Below are 18926 nucleotides of genomic sequence, written 5' to 3'. Positions count from 1 at the left end.
TTTCTTCATTTACTTAAGTTTAATTGATATTGAAGAATCGACGCACACCGCAGCCATTAAGGCACCTCTAATAAACTTCTAACGACTTCTGCTCTCTGGCTTAGTTATTGCCATTTTAATAGTGCGTTCAGTATTAGCACTACGATGGCAAGGTTTAAATACGCCGTCCTTCATTTATTAGAGGAATTCATTATGGAAAGAGAAATCGTTGGAACACCAAGCTCAACGGCCGCTAATTTTAGCCTTCCAATAGGGCATCGCATCAGTTGGGGCGCTATCATTGCTGGTATTATGTTAATGATTGCGTTGGGTTGGCTTATGCTCCTTTTGGGCTCTGCTATTGGCGTGGGTATCGCAGATGCTACAGACCTATCTGCAATGGGTAACGGATTAGGCATAGGGTCGATTATTTGGATATTAATAACCACTATTTTCTCTACGTTTGCAGGTGGTGTACTTGCTGCAAAAATGGCAGGAACTGCTGATGATAGAATAGGTGCCCTACACGGCCTAACTGTGTGGTCTGTAGGCACAGTACTTATTGTTATGTTAGGTGTTTCCGGTATCGGCAGTACGATGAACTCAATTGGTAGTGCATTAGGTAGTGCTAATAAAGCCAGCACTACAATTTTAAAATCAGGGTCTGGTAATGAAAGTATGTTGCCCGAATCAGTAAAAACCAGTATTGCCGCAGTGATGAAACGCCAAGCATCACAGGTTATCAGCGAAACAGGCACGGGCTCACAAAGCCCAAATCAGCAAGAAGTAAGTTCAGCTATTGAGTCTTTAAATGCTGAAGATACAGGTGCAATTACCAGTGCACTTATTTCAGGCGACACAGAAAAAGCCCGTAATGAATTAACGCAGCGAACTAGCTTATCAGATGACGAAATCGACTCGATTATCACCGGTGCTCAAGAAAAGGCTGAATCGTGGAGTAACTCAAGTGAATCTAACGAAGCTAAAAATTGGTTAGGCCAGAAAATGGCTGATATTGAAAGTTCGGTGAGCCAATCGGTAGGTGGCATGGCAGGTAGTGAAGTGTCTTCACAAGAAGTTAGCCAAGCATTGAAAGATTTAGATTCAGATACATTGGTTGAAGCGGGTCAGTATTTAATTACTGGTAAACCTGAGATGGCGAAAGATGTATTAGCCGTCAATACCAGCTTATCTGAACAAGAAATTGAAGCCATTGTTAGTGGCGCAGAAAAAGAAGCTAAGCAACTAGTATCAGAAGCAAAAGCTGAATTAAACAAAGTATCGGAAACGGTAGGTACTTATACCCAAGCGGTTCTATGGACAGCCTTTATCGCCTCTGCACTTGGCCTAATAGCCGGCTTAATCGGCGGTCACCTTGGTGCTGGCGCTGTACGTAAAGTTTATGCGGTAGCGTAACAAAAAGCGATATCACCGTTGCGTACACATTAAGTGAAAATAATTGAGGAAGATATTATGAGAATGGGTTTACTAAGTTTAGTCATTGTAGTGTTGATAGTAGCAGCGTTAGTTCAAAACGTAGCTATTGGTGGAATTGGCGGTTTACTTCTACTTGTGGTGCTGCTTCTTTTCCTAACTGGAAGACTATAGATACATGTTTTTTTACTCTCACTCTTTAACGAGCTTATTTTCCAAGCAGCTTAGACTCCAATAGATTAGAGAGTAAAAAAGGCTATTAAATAATAGCTTTCAAATAGAGAACAAGGCTCCTTTAGCATTTGCTATAGGGGCTTTTTTTCTTGCTATAAAAATAATATTTCACTTCACATTAAATAGATTATTTTAAAATATGCATGGCATGTACTTTGCTTTTCTCTATATACGTCATAAGTGCTAAAAATTTAAAAACACGAACGTAAATATTAATTCGAACCTTTTTATATTTATGCGCAAAAACGGTTCCGTTAATAATTCATCAATAGCATTTGCAAACCGTATAGGAGAAAAGCATGTCAAAGATTAATCAATTTACTATGCAGGATCCCCGTTATCAGTATGATGTTTCAGATACTCACAAGAATGATGATCAGCCAGACCCTGGGTTAGATGAAATTCTGTCGCCTAAATCGGACCATGGTGAGAAGACCTATGAAGGTTCAGGTAGATTGAAAGGGCGCAAAGCCCTAGTTACGGGCGGAGACTCTGGCATTGGCCGTGCGGTGGCCATCGCATTTGCAAGAGAAGGTGCCGATGTAGTGATTAATTACCTTCCTAGTGAGGAAAAAGATGCGCAAGACACGCTAACGTATTTGTCAGACTGTGGTATCTCGGCACATGGTATTCCCGGCGATATTTCTGATGAGAGCTTCTGTGAGGAGTTGGTTAGTCAAACCGCAACAAAACTTGGCTCTATAGATATCTTGGTGAACAACGCGGGTAAACAGCAATTTGTGGCTGAGCTAGAAGATTTAACCACAGAACAGTTTTGTAAAACTTATCAAACCAATGTATTTGCTATGTTTTGGATAACAAAAGCCGCAGTGAAACATATGCCCGCAGGTTCGAGCATTATCAACACTACATCTATTCAATGCTATCAACCTTCTGCTGGTTTACTCGACTATGCTTCTACAAAAGGTGCTATAACCAGCTTCACAAAAAGCCTAGCGAAGATGTTAATTGAAAAAGGGATACGAGTGAATGGCGTAGCGCCCGGCCCTATTTGGACACCCATTCAACAAAGTGGCGGCCAGCCTGAAGAGAAGCTCCCTAAGTTTGGTGAAAACGTGCCTTTAAAGAGACCCGGCCAACCTGCCGAGCTAGCACCAGTCTATGTATACCTTGCATCTCAAGAATCTAGCTATGTTACTGCTGAAATTATGGGCGTAACAGGTGGTCAACATCTACCATAATTTGCGGATATTTAGTTAAACATTAACCCAACTGCTCACCCGAGTAGCAAATATGCTATTCGGGTAAGCATACCCTTATAGCTTTTCACCGCACGAATGCTCACGTTAACCGTTTAGCCATTGCACTATGAAGAGACTTTTGCAAATCATAACCCATTGATTTATAAGTTCCTTAGAATGTAATAATAAAAACGGAAAACACATGAAATTAAAAACGCTTGCCTTAGCGTGTGCCTCAACATTTGTAGTTGGGTGTGCCACTCAACACACTTCTTCAGTCAATCAAGCACCAGCTGCCGAGCTATCAACACCATACACGTTAAAGTCTGGCGGAGAGATTTCTGAAAGACAAAAGCATTTATCCATTAGTCATGCAAAGCTTGCCTTTTCCTTCGATTTCGACAAAGAGATAGTGTTTGGCGATACCACACTTACGCTGCAAGCGCCTTTACCACAACAAGAAATCTCTGTGGATTTAGACACACGTTTTACCATTGAAAGCGTTTGGCTCAATGGTACCGAGCTACCTGCACAGCAATTTAGTAACCTTGAAGGCGAGCTTATTGTTTCGCCAAATAGCAGTGTGTCTTTTCCTGTAACGCTCCGCATTGTCTATTCCGGACATCCACGCACGCCAATCAGAGCCCCTTGGGATGGCGGAGTGATGTGGGAAGAAACACCGGATGGACATCCATGGTTGGCAACAGCAGTGCAAGGTGAAGGGTGCGACATTTTCTGGCCGTGTATTGATCAACCTTATGGTGAACCTGCTAACACCGAGCTTTTCATTACCGTACCTAAGCCGCTTGTGGCCGCCAGTAACGGCGTATTGGTTGCTACTGAAGAAAAAGGTAATGACCGCACTTTTCATTGGCAAACCAAGTCGATGCACAATACTTATGGCATTGCCTTAAACATAGCGCCTTATGAAAAGCTGACCAAAAGTTTTACCAGCATATACGGTAACACCTACCCGTTAACCTACTACCATCTTCCAGAAAACGAAGAAAAAGCCGAGGCATTATTTGCCGAACTTCCTGAAATGATAACCTTTTTCGAGCGGATGATTGGCCCCTACCCGTTTGCCAACGAGAAAGTGGGCATAGTACAAACACCTCACCTGGGTATGGAACACCAAACCATTAACGCCTATGGCAATGAATATAGAAAAGATGACGCTGGATATGATTGGTTAATGCAGCACGAGTTTGCCCATGAATGGTTTGGTAATCAGCTAACCAACGACAACTGGGATCACATGTGGTTACACGAAGGGTTTGGCACCTACATGCAACCGTTATATGCACAATACTTACACGGCAATGAAGCCTATTTTGTGAAGCTTAACGCACAGCGAAAAGGGTTGGCTAATGCTCACCCTATCGTTAGCAACGAATTGATGTCTGAAGAAGATGTGTATGAAAAAGGCCCAGCAGGTGATATTTATGCCAAAGGTTCATGGGTTATTCATACACTTAGAGGGCTAATGGGTGATGAACCCTTTTTCCGTTCTGTAACCGAACTTGTGTATGGCCGTGTTGACCCACAACCAGGCAATTTCGAACCTATTTTCGCCAATACTCAAGACTTTATCGATATCGTCAATAAAAACAGCGAGCACAATTTAGATTGGTTTTTTGACGTGTATATATTCAGCGCGGCCTTACCTATATTAGATGTAGCCCGTACAGAAAATGAAGTCACCTTTACGTGGAAAACAGAAGGTGACTTGCCCTTCCCTATGCCCCTAGAGGTTAGCGTAAACGGTAAAGTAACTACGCTTGATATGCAAAACCAAACCAGTTTAATGGTAACCGAATACGATGTGGTGGTTGCCGATCCTAATAGTAAGGTGCTTCGCTACGAACAGCGATTCGAGGATTATAAAGCCTGGCAGGAAGCGCAAGCTGAAATGAGGAAAAAGCAGACCGAAAAATAAGCTTAAAGCAGGGAGCTTAAAAAGCTCCCTTAAATATGCGCTAATTGAGGTTGGTAAAACGAACCCATTGATACCCCGTTGCCGTTCTATCGCTTCTTGGAAATGGGAGTAACCACCTTACTACTCTCTACCAGTTCTTCTAATGCCACACCTGGGTCTTCTTCCCCAGCCACTGACGTAGCATAGGGGCTAGCTGCTTCAGCTTCCTCATCTGAAATGGGGGTGACGTTTCTGGTACGAGAGCCAGTGGTCTCGCCCTCCTTGTTTTGATTTTTATCTTTCAAGCCACGCATTAATTCCTCCAAGTAGGGTACAAATTCTAAGGCTAGTGCTATCAATAGTACGGTAACTAAATACCATGTGGGTAAAGGGTCTTCTTTAAGTTGTAGCGCGAAGTCAGCAGGAATGTCGCCGAAACCAAACAGCGCAATAAAATGCGGCCAATGACGACCCACTACTAACACTAAGGCTAGCAGCGGGATCATTTCTAAAAAACTATGAACATGCTGCTCAATTGGGCCTACACGGCGCTTAGTTACAGCATAAGATACATCCCACATTGCCGTTGCTTCATGCACAAAAAAGAGCAAGATACTGATAGCGATAATTAGGCTGTTTACTTCGAATATCAGCACCATGAAAAGTGGAATGCCCACTTCAGCGAACATAAGTAAATGGATAAGAGATTCTTTTGCGCCGCTCGTACCAGAAATATTACTTCGCCTGTGGCAAAACCAGTCGACTATGCCCGCCACAAACCAGATGGGAATGATGAAATACATTAGGATAATTAGCGTAGGATCGTCCATAAAAACCTGCATCTCCTCTTAAACAAGGCCTACATCAAGTGACATAAGCGAAGGTGTATGAGGTTATAAACGGACAACAGAGCAGAACAGATTAGCAGTTCATTAAATTTTTTTAACGTTGATGGTAGATATTTAAAATTGGCAAGTCGATGCTATTCAATAGCTTCTTAAAATAGGACACCCACATTATCAATAAATTAATTTGTGAGTGTCCCAGCTACCCAAGCGTTCTAAAGCACCTCAATGGGAGTATTTTTCATTATTGAAGCCCGTCTTGGAGTAAAAGCACTGAAGGCTAATCTAATAAAAATTCATCGAATAGTATTACTTCAGAGTTTAAGTCCGAAGGATCGAAAACATAACTTTTCACGCTGCCAGACTGCGTATCCAACACTGAAAATACCGAAAGGTTATTACTGGTTACAAACGGCAAATTTGGATAACTTTCATTTTCCATGCTCATCGGGCTGAATAAGGTTGGAAAGCTCATCACTCTATCCTGGGGATCACCGTTCGGAGGATAATTTTCAATATCCCAGCGAGGTGCCGCAGAATTTACATCTTCCCAAAAGTCTGAATAACTCGCCCTTACATCTGCCGTATAAGATCCGGTTGAATCTATGTAATACGCGCCATAACTATTGCCCACATTCGAGCTTTCAAGGTAATTTAAGCCTTCAACCTCTGCTCTGTTCCATAGATGTGAGTGCCCTATGTGGACCAAATCAACATCATTTTCAATCAATAAGGGTTCAATATCATTTAGCCAAACATCTTGCGCCAGTGGGTATTGATAGCGTATTTCTTCCGCTGTTCCAAGCAAAGGAGCGACTTCGGATGTCCACGTTTCAGGGGCGATTGGAAAAGTATATTCGGTGATAGTTTCGTTCTGATTCTCATCAGTTGTAACAACTTGCATTACAGGCTGTGCTAAAACGGGAACCGTATTATCACCTAATCCAAAGACGCCTTGATGTGCCATAACCACTTTGTATTTAGCCTCTTTAAAAGCATCGGTTTCCATTACGCCCTGCAGCCATGCGTATTGATCTGATTGAGCATCGAATCGCTCGAAAAGAAACTCTCCAAATCCCCATTCAGAAGGCGAGTCAAGGGTATCTATACTTTCAACAAACTTTGTTTTACTGGTACCTGAAACGCTCCAAGAGCGCCATATTCGAGAGACATTCATAGAGATAATGAATACATCACCAAACGAAGCAGCATAATAGTCTTCTCCTGATGGCCCATCATCCGGAAAACTAAAAATGTCTAGAAAGCTCTGCTGATTATGTGAATTATCCGCTATCCACTGCGCTTTTATACTTTCATCGCCGTCAGGATTAACCGTTTCAGCTACTTGATCATAAGCTACTTCAGCATACCAAGCAGGCTGAGGATCGTTGAAGCTTCCGTTTAAAGAATATCCCTCTTCTTCAGGGGTATAACGTCCCATGACTTCGTGATTTCCGATAGTACCAAATAACGGAGCATGCTGAAGAATCTCGCCTCCATTATAGGGAAAACCTGGTACATAAGCCTGATAGTGGCCTTGCAATGCGGGGAAAAAAGCGGGAGAGTCTTCTTTTACTTGGTCGAACCATTCTGATGCTCGGTCAGGGACGTTTACGAAATCTCCTGCAAACAATACGGCATCTGGTACGCCCACGGTTTCAACCACTTTTTGATAATTTGCTACCACGTTTTTCTTAGACTGAAGATCCGAGGTTAACAATATTTTCAACGCCTGACCTTCTGATGGTGCAGGTGCTAGCGTGAAGCTATTACTCTTAAATTCAAATCCGTCTTCATCGGTACTGGTAACGAAATAATCTACTCTTTCACCTTGAACAAGACCTGTTGCTGTTGCCTCATGACGATAAACATCACGGTAGGTTAAAGCATCATAATTAATGTCTCCCAATGAAGAAGAAGTATCTTCCATCATTCGGTTTAATTTGGTCGTAGTAATTTCCGAGGTTGATGAACTTCCAAAGGACAATTCGTGCTCACTGCCTTCAAAATTCGTAAACCACACAACGTTCACAGTGCTCGGTGTAGGGAGTTGCAAAAATGGGTCTGTGAGCATTTCATGTTCAGGATTAACTACTACTGGTACCTCTACGGGAACCTCTACTTCAACGGTTTCATCGTCATTACACCCGGTGAGTAACAAAAGCGGGGTAAAAAAGATTAGCGTTCGCCACTGTATCTTCATAAAGCCTTTTCCTTTTGTGTTATAGATTTAACCTATTGTTCGTGAAAACAATAGAGAAAACCTATGAAGTAAGGGCTGAACATTTATGAATTTTTGGTGAAATATTCTTGAACCGTAACGTTAAAAAGATTAGTTAAATCATATATATACAGGAACTTATAAAACCAAACTTCAGCAGATTCATTTTACTAAAAGCGTAACCCAAACCATTCTGTGGTCAGAACTTGCTTGTCTGTCATTAACTAACCTATACAAGTCACTGTCTTTGGTAGGCCAAAATACGCCAGCGTCTTTTACGTCAAAGCCATACTGTGAAGGCAGTACATAATCGGCTCTTGCCCCCCAATAGGCAGTGAAACGGCTACTGAAGGCTTCGCTTGAGGCTGCTGCGCCACCAGCACTTGTTGGAATAAGGCGATTGTTCACCAACGGGCTTTCGGTTAATTGCTCTATCACATCAGGTCTGTGTTTATCGCCAATATCAGCGGCATTAAAATCGCCAACTAATACGAACCGGTCGTTCTCTTTTAAGCTAACCTGCTCGCCAGCATCGTCATAAATATAGCCACCACGTTCAGGTGTTAAGTAATCTGCCATTAGACGAATTTCATCGTGATTGCGCGTACCATTTCTGTCTTCAGCGCCGTCGAAATTTGGCGGTGTGGGGTGCATAGCCAATATGTGCACTATTTTTCCGTTCACATTTACCGGAATATCCCAGTGAGATTTAGAACTTAGGCGAAAGGCTTGCCACTCTTCTTTTGAATACCAAGGCGTTCCCTTTTCATCAGTACTGGCAGCAGGTAAAATCGGCTGTTGTGCATTAGGCATATCTTGCCATTTGAAGGTTTGAAAAGTGCGCGCATTCGCCTGTTCAATCGGGTACTTAGACAATACCACCATGCCATATTGGCCTGGGTATAAGCCGTATCCATAAGCATCACCGCCGAATTGTTCTTTTTTGCCATTATTGTCTAAATCAAAATTGGTCGGCTCACCAGTGTTGACGGTATTTGTATAAACATAGCCATAATCCACCGCTTTTTGCCCCCCCTGAGATACATTCAGGTAATGCTTTATAAAGTAATCAATACCTACCGACTGGTCGGCGATATAATCAAACTCATTGAGTAACAGAATGTCGGGGTTAACACGTTGAATTATTTCAGCAATATTCTTAACTTGCGAATTCTCACCATTAGATAGCACCTTCTGTAAAACCTTCGCACTAGGCGCTAACCCAAGCGCTTTGTAGTTAGTCGACTCCATGCTCACATTAAACGTGGCTACTTTTATTGTTTGAAGCCCTTTATGTATTTCAAGCGGTTCTGGGGATTCAAGTGCTTCGGCGTTTAGGGCAGTTGGCAGCAAGGTAGACGACAGCAAGGTAAATAGTGATACAAGAAGCCTGTATTTCATGAGTTTGCTCAGTGGTTATTCTACTTTCTATAAGACTATCAATATTACGGTGATTACCAAGCGGTTTTAACCCATTTATTCGTCGCTTGAAATCTTAGTATGGGCTCACATTTTTTACTCGCTAAATTAGATGCAGTATAGTGAGTGTCCATTTTTAGGTAGTAAGTGCATGTCGATTAACCTGCGTAAAACAAGCCGCAATTTTCACTTGTGGCTCTCTTTGGCCATTTTTATTCCTGTCGTTGTTGTGATTGGCAGTGGTCTTTTGTTGCAGGTAAAAAAAGAGTTCGACTGGCTACAACCGCCTACCCAAAAAGCCGCTGGTAACGCCCCATCTATTAGTTTCGATAGTATTATTGAGGCAATTCAGCTCGTCCCTGAAGCCGAATTAAACAGTTGGAGCGACATCGACCGTTTAGACGTTAGGCCCGACAAAGGCATTATAAAAGTACGCGGAAAGAATCATTGGGAAGTACAGTTGAATGCAACCAATGGCGAAGTGCTGCAGGTTGCTTATCGGCGTACCGATACCATTGAAGCTATTCACGATGGCAGCTGGTTTTTTGAAGGCGCAAAGTTATGGCTATTCTTGCCCGCCGCCATTTTGCTATTCATTTTATGGCTGACGGGCTTAGTGATGTTATTTACTACATTAAAGAGTAAATATCGAAAACGTTACTATCGTTCACAGCAAAAAGGTTAACGCTAGCTGTACACTTTCACCTTGCGCAAATGCCGCTTTGTCGTCGGCGCTTACATAATATTGCTGATTAGTAAGATTACGCCAGCTAGCTTGCAGTGAAGTACGTTGGTTGAATTGCCAAGCCGCGCCAATATCTAATGTCGTTACATTATCGAGTTCTTTTTCACCATCGCCAATATCCCGCTTGCTGGCGCGATAAACAAGCGTTGAAAATAGCCGTACATCCTCTAGCTCATACCCTAATGTTAGTCGCTGACTATGTGGCGGAATATCAGCAATAGCGCTACCTATATTATCTTCGCCCTCAATCCACGCGCCATTTAACTGCGCGAACCAATATCCTTGATCGGGTGTGTTATTTTGCGATCTATTTGCAGCTTGTGACTGTTGCCAATCTAGCTGATAGCTTATGCCTTGAATGGTCGCACTGTCTAAATTACTGTAAACCTGAACATCTTCAGATACCGTAGTACGCTCAATATAGTGGTTGATTTTCTGCCGAAACACTTCAACTGAAGCTGTTAAGCCGTTGCTGTTATACGATAACGAAGCCTGTATATTTGTGGCCTGCTCTGTGTCTAAATCGACATCACCTAACACGGTACCCCGAGGGGTTTCACCGGAGAAATAGCGTTCAGTTAATGACGGATTCCTAAAGGCGCTAGATAAGTAAACACTAGCCGTCCATTGCGGCGAAAGTATATGGCTAGCGCCAATAAAACCGCTGATGTTAGCATTTTCAATATCGACAGCATTGTTAGACTGTTGCTGCCAATCTAACCTACCTCTAAACGCTAGCGAGGTATCACCAAAAGAGCGTGTTGCATCAGCAATACCGGCAATTGTGGTTTCACTGGCATCCAATGTACGAAGCTCGTAAGCTAATTCAGAGATAAAAGATGAGCCGGTCGAGCTTAATGTCTCATTTAAAAGAGATTCACCTACAAGCGAGCCACTAGCAGAGGAAACCAAGGTAAGCTCCCTTTCATCAATAGTTACCCCCTCCCGTCCCAACAACTGAACTTGCCAGTTTACCTGCCAGTTATTGATACGTGCGTTACTGCCAACATCAAATCCGAAGTCTAACGCCTCGCTTTCACTTTCGTTTATCCGATCCTCGGGTCTTAAAATGTGGGTGTCCAATGTGGATTGGTGCCACCAAAGGCTGCTAAATATATTAGAGAATGCAAACGTCATTTTGCCTAGCCAGTGCGTATTTTCTGGGTAGGTTGTTACTCTATCTTCTGGAAAGTCGCTACTGGATTTACCGATATCACGGTTGTCTGAATACAACGTCCAGGCTTCTTTCAGCACACCATTATCCGGCCGATGCCTTAAAAACAAGGCGGTTTGTTCAAACTTATCGAACAGGGTATTGCCTTGTGCGTCAGAGCCGTTATTGCCTTTACGATACGACAGGTTCCAGTCGGTATTGCCTGCATAATCGGCATAACTGTAGTCTTGTGCCTGCTGGTTACTGCTCCACCCTATTTGAAGGTTAGATTTAGTGTTGTACGGTAGTAACAAATCCACAGCGCCACCTATAGCGCCCGAACCTAAATAGGTAGAGGCAGCGCCAGGAATGACGGCAACACCTTGAATAAATGAGGGAGGAACAAACCCAACACTCGCCCCTGCGCGGCGATCACTCACAATAGGTACGCCATCAAGCAAGGTTTGTATTCGCCAGCGAGAAAAGCCCCTAATATTGATATTTTGAATTTGCCCACCTTGCCCATTTAAGTTAACTGAAGGCGATTGGAGCAAAATGTCATTAATGTGGGGGCTACCCACAAGATTCGATTTATCGTAAGTATATTGGGGGAAGATGCTGTTTAAGGTTTGATTGTAATAGGCGCGCTCTGCGGTGACAGTGTACCGCTCGACTTCCTTAGCGCTAATATCGTTGGAGCTTGCATTGTTAGCCCCTTCAGCATCAACACCTTCACTATCAGCGCCTTGAGCATCAGTAGCACTGGCACAAAAAACGGGGACGGCTAAAAAAGAAACGGTTAACAATAGTCTAAAAGGGGCTAATCCAAAACGCGAAAACTTAGCGGAAGATAAAAAACAGAAAGAATACGACAGGCTTTTCATTGGGTCTTGCTACGGTAGTAAAGCTAAAAAAGAAGGGTGAAAATAAAAAACGCGGCAGCGTAACGCTGCCGCATCTGTTTGCACTAACGCCCGTTAGTTTGCAATAACCGGAATGCCAGCGGTCCACGGACCACCTTCATTCACCACCGCTTGCTGAAGCGCAGGCAGCGTGGTTTCATGCAACGTTTTAATACGCGCAATTACTTGGCTTAATTCATCTTCAGCGTAACCAAGTTGGTCTTTATGCTGTTGAGTCGGCCCATAAGATGAATTTAATGCCGAACGTGCATAGCGCAAACGGCTCATAATATTAGCCGGTTTAATCCCTTTGCGATTGCGCGACTCTAAGCCAGTAAACGCTTTATTAATATCGTTTATTTCACTTTGAATACTCGCAAATTGTGCTTCAAATTGGGTTACATTACTTGGTGTGCGGTCAATTGCCACACGAAGCAACGCCATAGTGTCTTTTACCTGTTTAAGCACAGTGGTTGAAGACATTGCACGTTTCTGCGCTTTAGTTAAGGCGTTCCCATAAGTTGTAATTTCTTCAGCAGATGCCCCTTCAAGCGCACCTTCATAGATAGATTCCAACGTAAACTGAACAGGCTCAGCTAATTGAGTAACTGTTGCACCTTCACGCTTAAATAACGTCGCACTATAGGTTCCCGGCAATGCCATTAAGCCGTTATTTTTGCTGTCTTTCTTAGTAAGCGGCGTAGTATTCGAATACTTCATATCCCACGTAATGCGGTGAAGCCCTTTCTTGGTGCTGCCCGATACGCGATTTATTACGTCGCCCGCATTGTCACGAATCTCGACATAAACAGCAGGTTCTGGCTCTTGAAGTTCAGCTTCTATCGCTTCCCAACTTGGGTATTTAGGATATTTGTCATCTTCAAGTAGCTTTTTCTCAGCTTCTTGACGCTTACCCTTCGCGGTTAACAAACTGTCTTTTAAGAAATAGGTTAACGTAGCGCCATGTGCTGGGTTTTCAGCTACAAAGCGATCATCACCGTCCGAGTCAGAGTGCCTAGTGTCTAACTTAAACCATTTAACTGGGCGGCTGGGCGCAAATAAAAGCGCGTCTTGTTGCATCGATTTTTCAGTTAATGCGCGAAGTGGTGCGTAATCATCTAGAATATAAATACCACGGCCAAATGTACCGGCCACCAAGTCGTTTTCTCTGCGCTGAATTTTCACATCGCGAGTAGAAATGGTTGGTATACCGCCATCAAGTTCAACCCACTTTTTACCGCCATTCACCGTAAAGAAAACACCAAACTCAGTACCAATGAACATCAAATCTTTGTTCACATGATCCTGCACAATACGCCAAACAAGGTGTTTTGCAGGTAGGTCGTCAGCAAGTGACGTCCACTTTTTACCTAGGTTCGTCGACTTGATCAAATAGGGTTTGAAGTCGCCATATTTATGGTTGTCTAGAGCAACATATACGGTATTCGGATCGTATAAATCAGCACGGATATCATTTACATAAGCGGTAGCAGGAATACCTTTAATAGCGTCTAATTCAATCTTTTTCCACGACTCACCGCCGTTGGTAGTGACTTGAATGATGCCATCGTCGGTACCAGCCCACAGAATGTTTTCATCTACTGGGCTTTCAGAGAAGTTAGCAATGGTGTGGAATTCTGTCATGGCGTACAAATCCCAGCCCGCTTCTACCGACCACGTTCTGCCCATCATAGGCATATGCATACGGTTTCCGTTTTTGGTAAGGTCGCCAGAAACGGCTGTCCAGCTATCGCCACGGTTATCAGAACGCCATACGCGCTGTGATGCAAAATAAATACGAGCAGGGTCGTGGCTAGACACATTAATAGGTGCATCCCAATTATAGCGCTCAGCAGGGTCGCCCGGTAATGGCTGCGGCTTAACATAAACCCCTTCTTTGGTGGTCATGTCTACGCGGGTAAGGTTACCCTGTTGCCACTGAGAATACATAATATCTGGGTTGCCCGGCTCAACCGCTGGCTGATGCCCATCGCCGCCTAGGGTTAAGAACCAATCTTTGTTCTTAATACCTTCTTCGCGCATTGTGCGCGATGGCCCACCTTGGGTAGAGTTATCTTGTGCGCCCGCATAAATCATGTAGAAGGGTTTTGAATCATCCGGCGCCACTTTATAAAACTGCGTTAACGGCAAGTTCGCCATAAAACGCCAATTCGCCATTCTGTCATGAGACATATAAATGCCGCCATCTGATCCCATCAATACAAAATCAGGATCAGTCGGGTGGAATGCCATAGCATGGTCATCTACGTGCTTGCGCTTAGTATTGATTGGCGTCCATGTTTTGCCGCCATCGTCCGACACTTTGCTGTAGTTACTGGCAATATAAACACGGTCAAACTGGTGTTGATCAGCAAAGATTTCTTGGTAATAGTGAGGGCCTGTACCTGCACCTATTTCATCAGAGACCTTGGTCCAACTTGCGCCTTGGTCGGCTGAACGATAGAAACCGCCTTTGCGATTGTCAGTTTCGATAGTGGCGTAAAGCACGTCTGGGTTCATAGGTGATATCGCCATGCCTATTTTACCCATGTTACCTTCTGGCAAACCGGTTTTAAGTTCGGTCCAGGTTTCACCGCCATCGTCAGACGTATGAATGCCTGCCCCTTCGTTAGTCCCTACATATACGGCAATAGAACGTTGGCGAGCCCATGTGGCTGCATAAAGTTTATCTGGGTTACGCGGATCGATAAGTAAGGAGGTTACGCCCGTCCATTTGTCAGCAGGCGTGAGTACTTGCTTCCATGTGTCGCCACCGTCAGTGGTTTTGTAAAGACCGCGTTCACCGCCACCAGACCATAGCGGCCCTTGAGCAGACACCCACACAATATCAGGGTTGGTAGGGTGAATAATAATGTCAGAGATATGTTCAGACTTCTCTAGCCCCACATTATTCCATGTTTGACCGCCATCTACAGACTTATATACGCCGTCACCAAAGCTAATATGACGCCCGCCGTTGTTCTCACCAGTACCTACCCAAATAATGTTTGAGTTACTAGGTGCAATAGTCACATCGCCAATAGAGTAAACCGCTTGTTTATCGAAAATAGGCGTCCACGTATTACCTGCGTTTGTGGTTTTCCACACGCCACCAGAACCTACCGCGGTATACCATGTTGAAGGGTTATTTTGATCGATAGCAATATCTGCTATTCGGCCAGACATATAAGCAGGGCCAATATTTCTCAGCTCCATGGCTTTAAAAGTTGAACTGCTAAAAATAGGTTTGTCGTCGTTAGGTTTTTCTGCAAAAACAGTCGAGCTTGAGAGTGCAAGAGATACAGCTACTGCAGCTTTAAGAAGCTTTTTCATTATTATTATCCACAGAGTGTTTATTTGAATTTAGAATTATAGGTATTAACACTATATAGAGTTACTAACAAACCTATAAAGTTTCAATAAACACACGACCAACCACTGAATATAGAGGTTAAAAAATGGTCGTCAGTGGATAGGCATTGTAAGGGAAAATTTTTATACTCCCCCCAAATTATGGCTGGCATGTTTGATTTGTATGTCTGGTTTTAGGGGTAATAGCTATGCTTTTTTAACCGCTAAAATAACGGTTAAGAAGTACGGCGCTTATAAAAAGCGCAGCACTTGATAAGCAGCTCACAATAAGTAGCTCAAAATAAGCAAATGTATCTTATTAAAAAGTGACGATGTCATCGTTAATTAAATGCCCTACTACAGAACTGTTTTCAGCGTCGACAAACCCGTTGTCGATAGCTTTAGCACGGCCGCGAGTTACTTTGCGATAGTTAGGGTGGGTATAAATATAAGTTTGCTTTGAACGTAATGCTTCTAACACACGTTCTGCCAACATAGATACAGGAATACCAGACTCCACCGCCATCGTGGCCGCTTTGGCCCCTGCTTTTAGTTTTTCTTTATCGATACGCTTTTCTGTGGCTACCGCATATTTTTCTTGTCTGTTGCGATAAGACTCATGAATACGGGTTTTTACAAATGCAGGGCATAACACCGACGTGTGGATATTAAATGGCTCTAGCTCTGGCATCCAGCTTTCAGTCATAGATACTACTGCTGCCTTAGAGGCACAGTATGCGCCCGCGTATGGCATACCCATCAAGCCAGCCATCGATGCCACGTTTAACACCCAGCCCCCTTCACCATGTTCTTTAATGGCAGGAACACAAGCTTGAGCACCATACAAAACGCCCATCACATTCACGTCCATTACCCAGCGCCAAGTTTCAGCTTCAGAGTCTTCAATTTTTCCAGGAGAACCACCCACACCTGCGTTATTGATGACCATATGGATTTTGCCAAATGCCTCTTTGGCTTCAGCTACAACACCTTCCCATTGGGCATAATCGGTGACATCAAGTGAACACGTGATTACCTTGTAGCCTTTTGAGCGCAAGTCTTCGCTAGACTGTGCAAGCGCTGCGGCATCTATATCGGCCATAACAATATTCATTCCCTGCGCCGCTAATGCTTCACTTAGGGCTAAGCCAATTCCACCCGCTGCGCCAGAAATAACCGCGGTTTTACCTGAAAATTCATTAGACTGAGACATCTGCTCTCCTGTTGCCTTTATTCCTGCAGCTCAATTAATTGCTGCAACTGCCGTTTGCCGCCATCACTATGGCCGAATGCATATAAGGCCATCGAAATGCGAAGCATAAATAATGAAATAGTGAGTTGTTCAGCAAGTAGACTAGTCTGATGACGTAAGGGTAGATACTTTATTTGGCTAATTTCAGATACTTCATGAAATCAATAATATGGAGAAAACAGGCTACTGCTTTTTAGTGTGGCTAATAAAAATAGCGCGTTTTATGATTTTAATAATATGACGTCTTAATTAAATATGACTGATATTCATCAATATTTAGGTTGTAAGCCAAAATTGAGTGCTTCTACTCATCGCAAAAATCGGCTTACTTAACGGTTATCCTAACTTACTTCGTGAAAGCTAAAACATGCAGAAAGATAAAACATTAAATTAACAAAACGAGACTTTAGCGGTGAACAAAGCATACAAATAGAATGCACAGGCCCAATTTATCAAGTATTCAGCTAAAAATAGCATTTACACTCTCAACCTTTAAAAAATTAATTTTTTGTTAACACAAGGGAAAATAGAGAGTTTATATTGAGACGACTTCTAATAAGGTGGTCCTGCTCCCCCTTGTGATAAATAGAATTAATCATTACTCTCCCACGCTCAAATAACGGCTCAAGTTCATTCGATTATCTAGGCAATTTCAGTCTAGGCAATTGCAATTTTCGAGGATTCTTACGTAAGCATGGCCAATCCATACCCTTCCATTGATGTTTTTCTGCAGCCTGCTTTCGCAGCATTTGTGCAGAAGCTTCAACGCTACACCACGGGTGTAGGGGTATTCCTATGGATTGCGAACGCAGCCTTACTGCTTAACGTAGCATTGATAGCCAGCGGCACAATGGCCGATTCAGGCGAGTTTGTTAGTGCACTTCACGACAATATTGTTATTGAGCCTTTTTTCATTGCGGCTTTTAACCAAGCGCTTTCCCTGTTTTCTCTTCCAACCATAATATTGGTGCTGGTTGGCCTTCAAGTTCATGCCTGTGCCACCGCTAGAGCTCAATTTGTTGGCAATGACCAACCTGTTCCATTCGTTTTTCACAAATACCCTCATCCCTTTATTCAAAAAATTGGTAGCCGAGCACCTCCTACTCTTAGCTAACCGTTTTTGATGTCGATGTGTAAACACTAATCGTTACCCGAAAACGCTAAATTGCGTGCTTGTCTTTGCGGATTAAGCACAGCGGCTATCTATTGTCTTCGATATACATATCGATGCTCTATTTGCTGCTTATTTTGCTGCTCGTCGGTGCTGTTTATCTGCGCTGGCTAATTGCCGCACTCCCTTGAACTTACGGGTTATAGGAAAAATATTTTTGTCTATTCGTAACCTCTTTAAATTAACTTTTACCACAATCGTGCTGATGCTGGCCGGTTGCAGCGGCGGCGTACTCGATCCTAAAGGGCAAGTAGGTGTGGATGAAAAGAATCTCATCATTCTTTGCACCATTCTTATGCTCATTGTTGTGATCCCCGTCATTGTGCTAACACTTTATTTCGCTTGGAAATATCGCGCCAGTCGCGACTTTGAAATTTACACCCCGAAATGGGCCCACTCTACCAAAATTGAAGCCTTGGTATGGTCGGTTCCGGTACTCATTATTATTGCGCTAGGCGTTATTACTTGGCGTTCAACGCAAGCGTTAGACCCCTACGCGCCGCTCGAAGGCAAAGGTGAGCATCTCACTGTAGAGGTGGTGTCCTTAGACTGGAAGTGGCTATTCATCTACCCAGAGCAAGGCATTGCTACGGTTAACGAATTAGTTTTTCCTGCTAACAAACCCATCGCCTTCAAAATTACCTCTGAGAACGCCATGAACTCATTTTTCATTCCTCAATTGGGCAGTCAAATCTACTCAATGGCCGGAATGGAAACCAAGTTACACCTCATTGCAAATGAGCCTGGTACGTTTAAAGGCATTTCATCCAACTACAGTGGCGCTGGTTTTTCGGGCATGAAATTCGATGCTATTGCCACCCCTACTGAAGCTGATTTCGACGATTGGGTACAAAAGGTTAAGCAAGAAGATACAGTATTAACTTCTGGCACTTACAAAGAACTCGCAGAACCGACCGAAAATCACCCTGTGACCTACTACAGCGATGTAAGTGATGGGTTATTCCACGAAATACTAATGAAATATATGAAAGACCACGGCTCAATGGATTTTTACAGCAAGCCTAATAACGCTGCTACAGGTATGAAAAAAGCTATGCCTGATATTCACAAGGGTCATCATGAAGAGGTTAACGAATAAT

General features: G+C 43.3%; 13 protein-coding genes. 7 read left to right on the top strand and 6 right to left on the bottom strand.

Annotation, left to right across the window (positions count from 1 at the left end; genetic code table 11):
• The first annotated feature begins 192 nt into the window (after positions 1-192).
• From AMBT_RS21825 to AMBT_RS02920, 4 genes are all read left to right on the top strand, one after another.
• Positions 193-1395: a hypothetical protein gene (locus tag AMBT_RS21825; protein ID WP_013783090.1), complete on the top strand. Its 1203-nt coding sequence runs from the start codon at positions 193-195 to the stop codon at positions 1393-1395.
• A gap of 57 nt (positions 1396-1452) precedes the next feature.
• Positions 1453-1587 carry a hypothetical protein gene (locus AMBT_RS23060; protein WP_013783089.1) on the top strand — a complete coding sequence of 45 codons (135 nt, stop codon included), beginning with the start codon at positions 1453-1455 and terminating at the stop codon, positions 1585-1587.
• A 359-nt stretch (positions 1588-1946) separates the two neighbouring features.
• Positions 1947-2849 carry an SDR family oxidoreductase gene (locus AMBT_RS02925; protein WP_013783088.1) on the top strand — a complete coding sequence of 301 codons (903 nt, stop codon included), beginning with the start codon at positions 1947-1949 and terminating at the stop codon, positions 2847-2849.
• 202 nt (positions 2850-3051) lie between these two features.
• Positions 3052-4788, top strand: coding sequence for a M1 family metallopeptidase (locus AMBT_RS02920; protein ID WP_013783087.1), 1737 nt, complete (start codon positions 3052-3054; stop codon positions 4786-4788).
• 86 nt (positions 4789-4874) lie between these two features.
• Here the strand turns inward: AMBT_RS02920 and AMBT_RS02915 are convergent, their stop codons facing one another.
• From AMBT_RS02915 to AMBT_RS02905, 3 genes are all read right to left on the bottom strand, one after another.
• Complete coding sequence (locus tag AMBT_RS02915; protein WP_013783086.1) at positions 4875-5597, bottom strand: hypothetical protein; 723 nt, start codon at positions 5595-5597, stop codon at positions 4875-4877.
• Positions 5598-5892: 295 nt separating this feature from the next.
• Positions 5893-7815: a metallophosphoesterase gene (locus AMBT_RS02910; protein WP_013783085.1), complete on the bottom strand. Its 1923-nt coding sequence runs from the start codon at positions 7813-7815 to the stop codon at positions 5893-5895.
• 180 nt (positions 7816-7995) lie between these two features.
• The gene (locus tag AMBT_RS02905; protein ID WP_013783084.1) at positions 7996-9234 is read right to left on the bottom strand and encodes an endonuclease/exonuclease/phosphatase family protein; all 1239 of its coding nucleotides are present in this window, start codon (positions 9232-9234) and stop codon (positions 7996-7998) included.
• Positions 9235-9403: 169 nt separating this feature from the next.
• Between AMBT_RS02905 and AMBT_RS02900 the strand changes: the two genes are divergently transcribed.
• Complete coding sequence (locus AMBT_RS02900) at positions 9404-9937, top strand: PepSY domain-containing protein (RefSeq protein WP_013783083.1); 534 nt, start codon at positions 9404-9406, stop codon at positions 9935-9937.
• Here the strand turns inward: AMBT_RS02900 and AMBT_RS02895 are convergent.
• From AMBT_RS02895 to AMBT_RS02885, 3 genes are all read right to left on the bottom strand, one after another.
• Positions 9920-12034: a TonB-dependent receptor plug domain-containing protein gene (locus AMBT_RS02895; protein WP_013783082.1), complete on the bottom strand. Its 2115-nt coding sequence runs from the start codon at positions 12032-12034 to the stop codon at positions 9920-9922. The genes AMBT_RS02900 and AMBT_RS02895 overlap by 18 nt on opposite strands.
• A 93-nt stretch (positions 12035-12127) precedes the next feature.
• Positions 12128-15385 (bottom strand): WD40/YVTN/BNR-like repeat-containing protein, encoded by a 3258-nt coding sequence (locus AMBT_RS02890; protein ID WP_013783081.1) that lies wholly within the window; start codon positions 15383-15385, stop codon positions 12128-12130.
• Between the two features lie 337 nt (positions 15386-15722).
• Complete coding sequence (locus tag AMBT_RS02885) at positions 15723-16616, bottom strand: SDR family NAD(P)-dependent oxidoreductase (RefSeq protein WP_013783080.1); 894 nt, start codon at positions 16614-16616, stop codon at positions 15723-15725.
• A 733-nt stretch (positions 16617-17349) separates the two neighbouring features.
• Between AMBT_RS02885 and AMBT_RS02880 the strand changes: the two genes are divergently transcribed.
• Both AMBT_RS02880 and cyoA read left to right on the top strand, forming a co-directional pair.
• Entirely contained in the window at positions 17350-17769 is a 420-nt protein-coding gene (locus AMBT_RS02880; protein ID WP_013783079.1) for a hypothetical protein, read from the top strand.
• A 214-nt stretch (positions 17770-17983) separates the two neighbouring features.
• Positions 17984-18925, top strand: a complete 942-nt coding sequence (gene cyoA / locus AMBT_RS02875) for a ubiquinol oxidase subunit II (RefSeq protein ID WP_013783078.1) — start codon at positions 17984-17986, stop codon at positions 18923-18925.
• The last annotated feature ends 1 nt before the right edge of the window (position 18926 follow it).

Origin of the sequence: Alteromonas naphthalenivorans (genome assembly GCF_000213655.1) — a bacterium.
In the GTDB taxonomy this organism is placed as follows: domain Bacteria; phylum Pseudomonadota; class Gammaproteobacteria; order Enterobacterales; family Alteromonadaceae; genus Alteromonas; species Alteromonas naphthalenivorans.
This window is presented reverse-complemented; position numbering and strand designations above follow the sequence as displayed.

Excerpts from the sequence above, each read along its gene's own strand:
- AMBT_RS21825 (WP_013783090.1), top strand. The coding sequence starts at position 193 with ATGGAAAGAGAAATCGTTGGAACACCAAGCTCAACGGCCGCTAATTTT.
- AMBT_RS23060 (WP_013783089.1), top strand. The coding sequence starts at position 1,453 with ATGAGAATGGGTTTACTAAGTTTAGTCATTGTAGTGTTGATAGTAGCA.
- AMBT_RS02925 (WP_013783088.1), top strand. The coding sequence starts at position 1,947 with ATGTCAAAGATTAATCAATTTACTATGCAGGATCCCCGTTATCAGTAT.
- AMBT_RS02920 (WP_013783087.1), top strand. The coding sequence starts at position 3,052 with ATGAAATTAAAAACGCTTGCCTTAGCGTGTGCCTCAACATTTGTAGTT.
- AMBT_RS02915 (WP_013783086.1), bottom strand. The coding sequence starts at position 5,597 with ATGGACGATCCTACGCTAATTATCCTAATGTATTTCATCATTCCCATC.
- AMBT_RS02910 (WP_013783085.1), bottom strand. The coding sequence starts at position 7,815 with ATGAAGATACAGTGGCGAACGCTAATCTTTTTTACCCCGCTTTTGTTA.
- AMBT_RS02905 (WP_013783084.1), bottom strand. The coding sequence starts at position 9,234 with ATGAAATACAGGCTTCTTGTATCACTATTTACCTTGCTGTCGTCTACC.
- AMBT_RS02900 (WP_013783083.1), top strand. The coding sequence starts at position 9,404 with ATGTCGATTAACCTGCGTAAAACAAGCCGCAATTTTCACTTGTGGCTC.
- AMBT_RS02895 (WP_013783082.1), bottom strand. The coding sequence starts at position 12,034 with ATGAAAAGCCTGTCGTATTCTTTCTGTTTTTTATCTTCCGCTAAGTTT.
- AMBT_RS02890 (WP_013783081.1), bottom strand. The coding sequence starts at position 15,385 with ATGAAAAAGCTTCTTAAAGCTGCAGTAGCTGTATCTCTTGCACTCTCA.
- AMBT_RS02885 (WP_013783080.1), bottom strand. The coding sequence starts at position 16,616 with ATGTCTCAGTCTAATGAATTTTCAGGTAAAACCGCGGTTATTTCTGGC.
- AMBT_RS02880 (WP_013783079.1), top strand. The coding sequence starts at position 17,350 with ATGGCCAATCCATACCCTTCCATTGATGTTTTTCTGCAGCCTGCTTTC.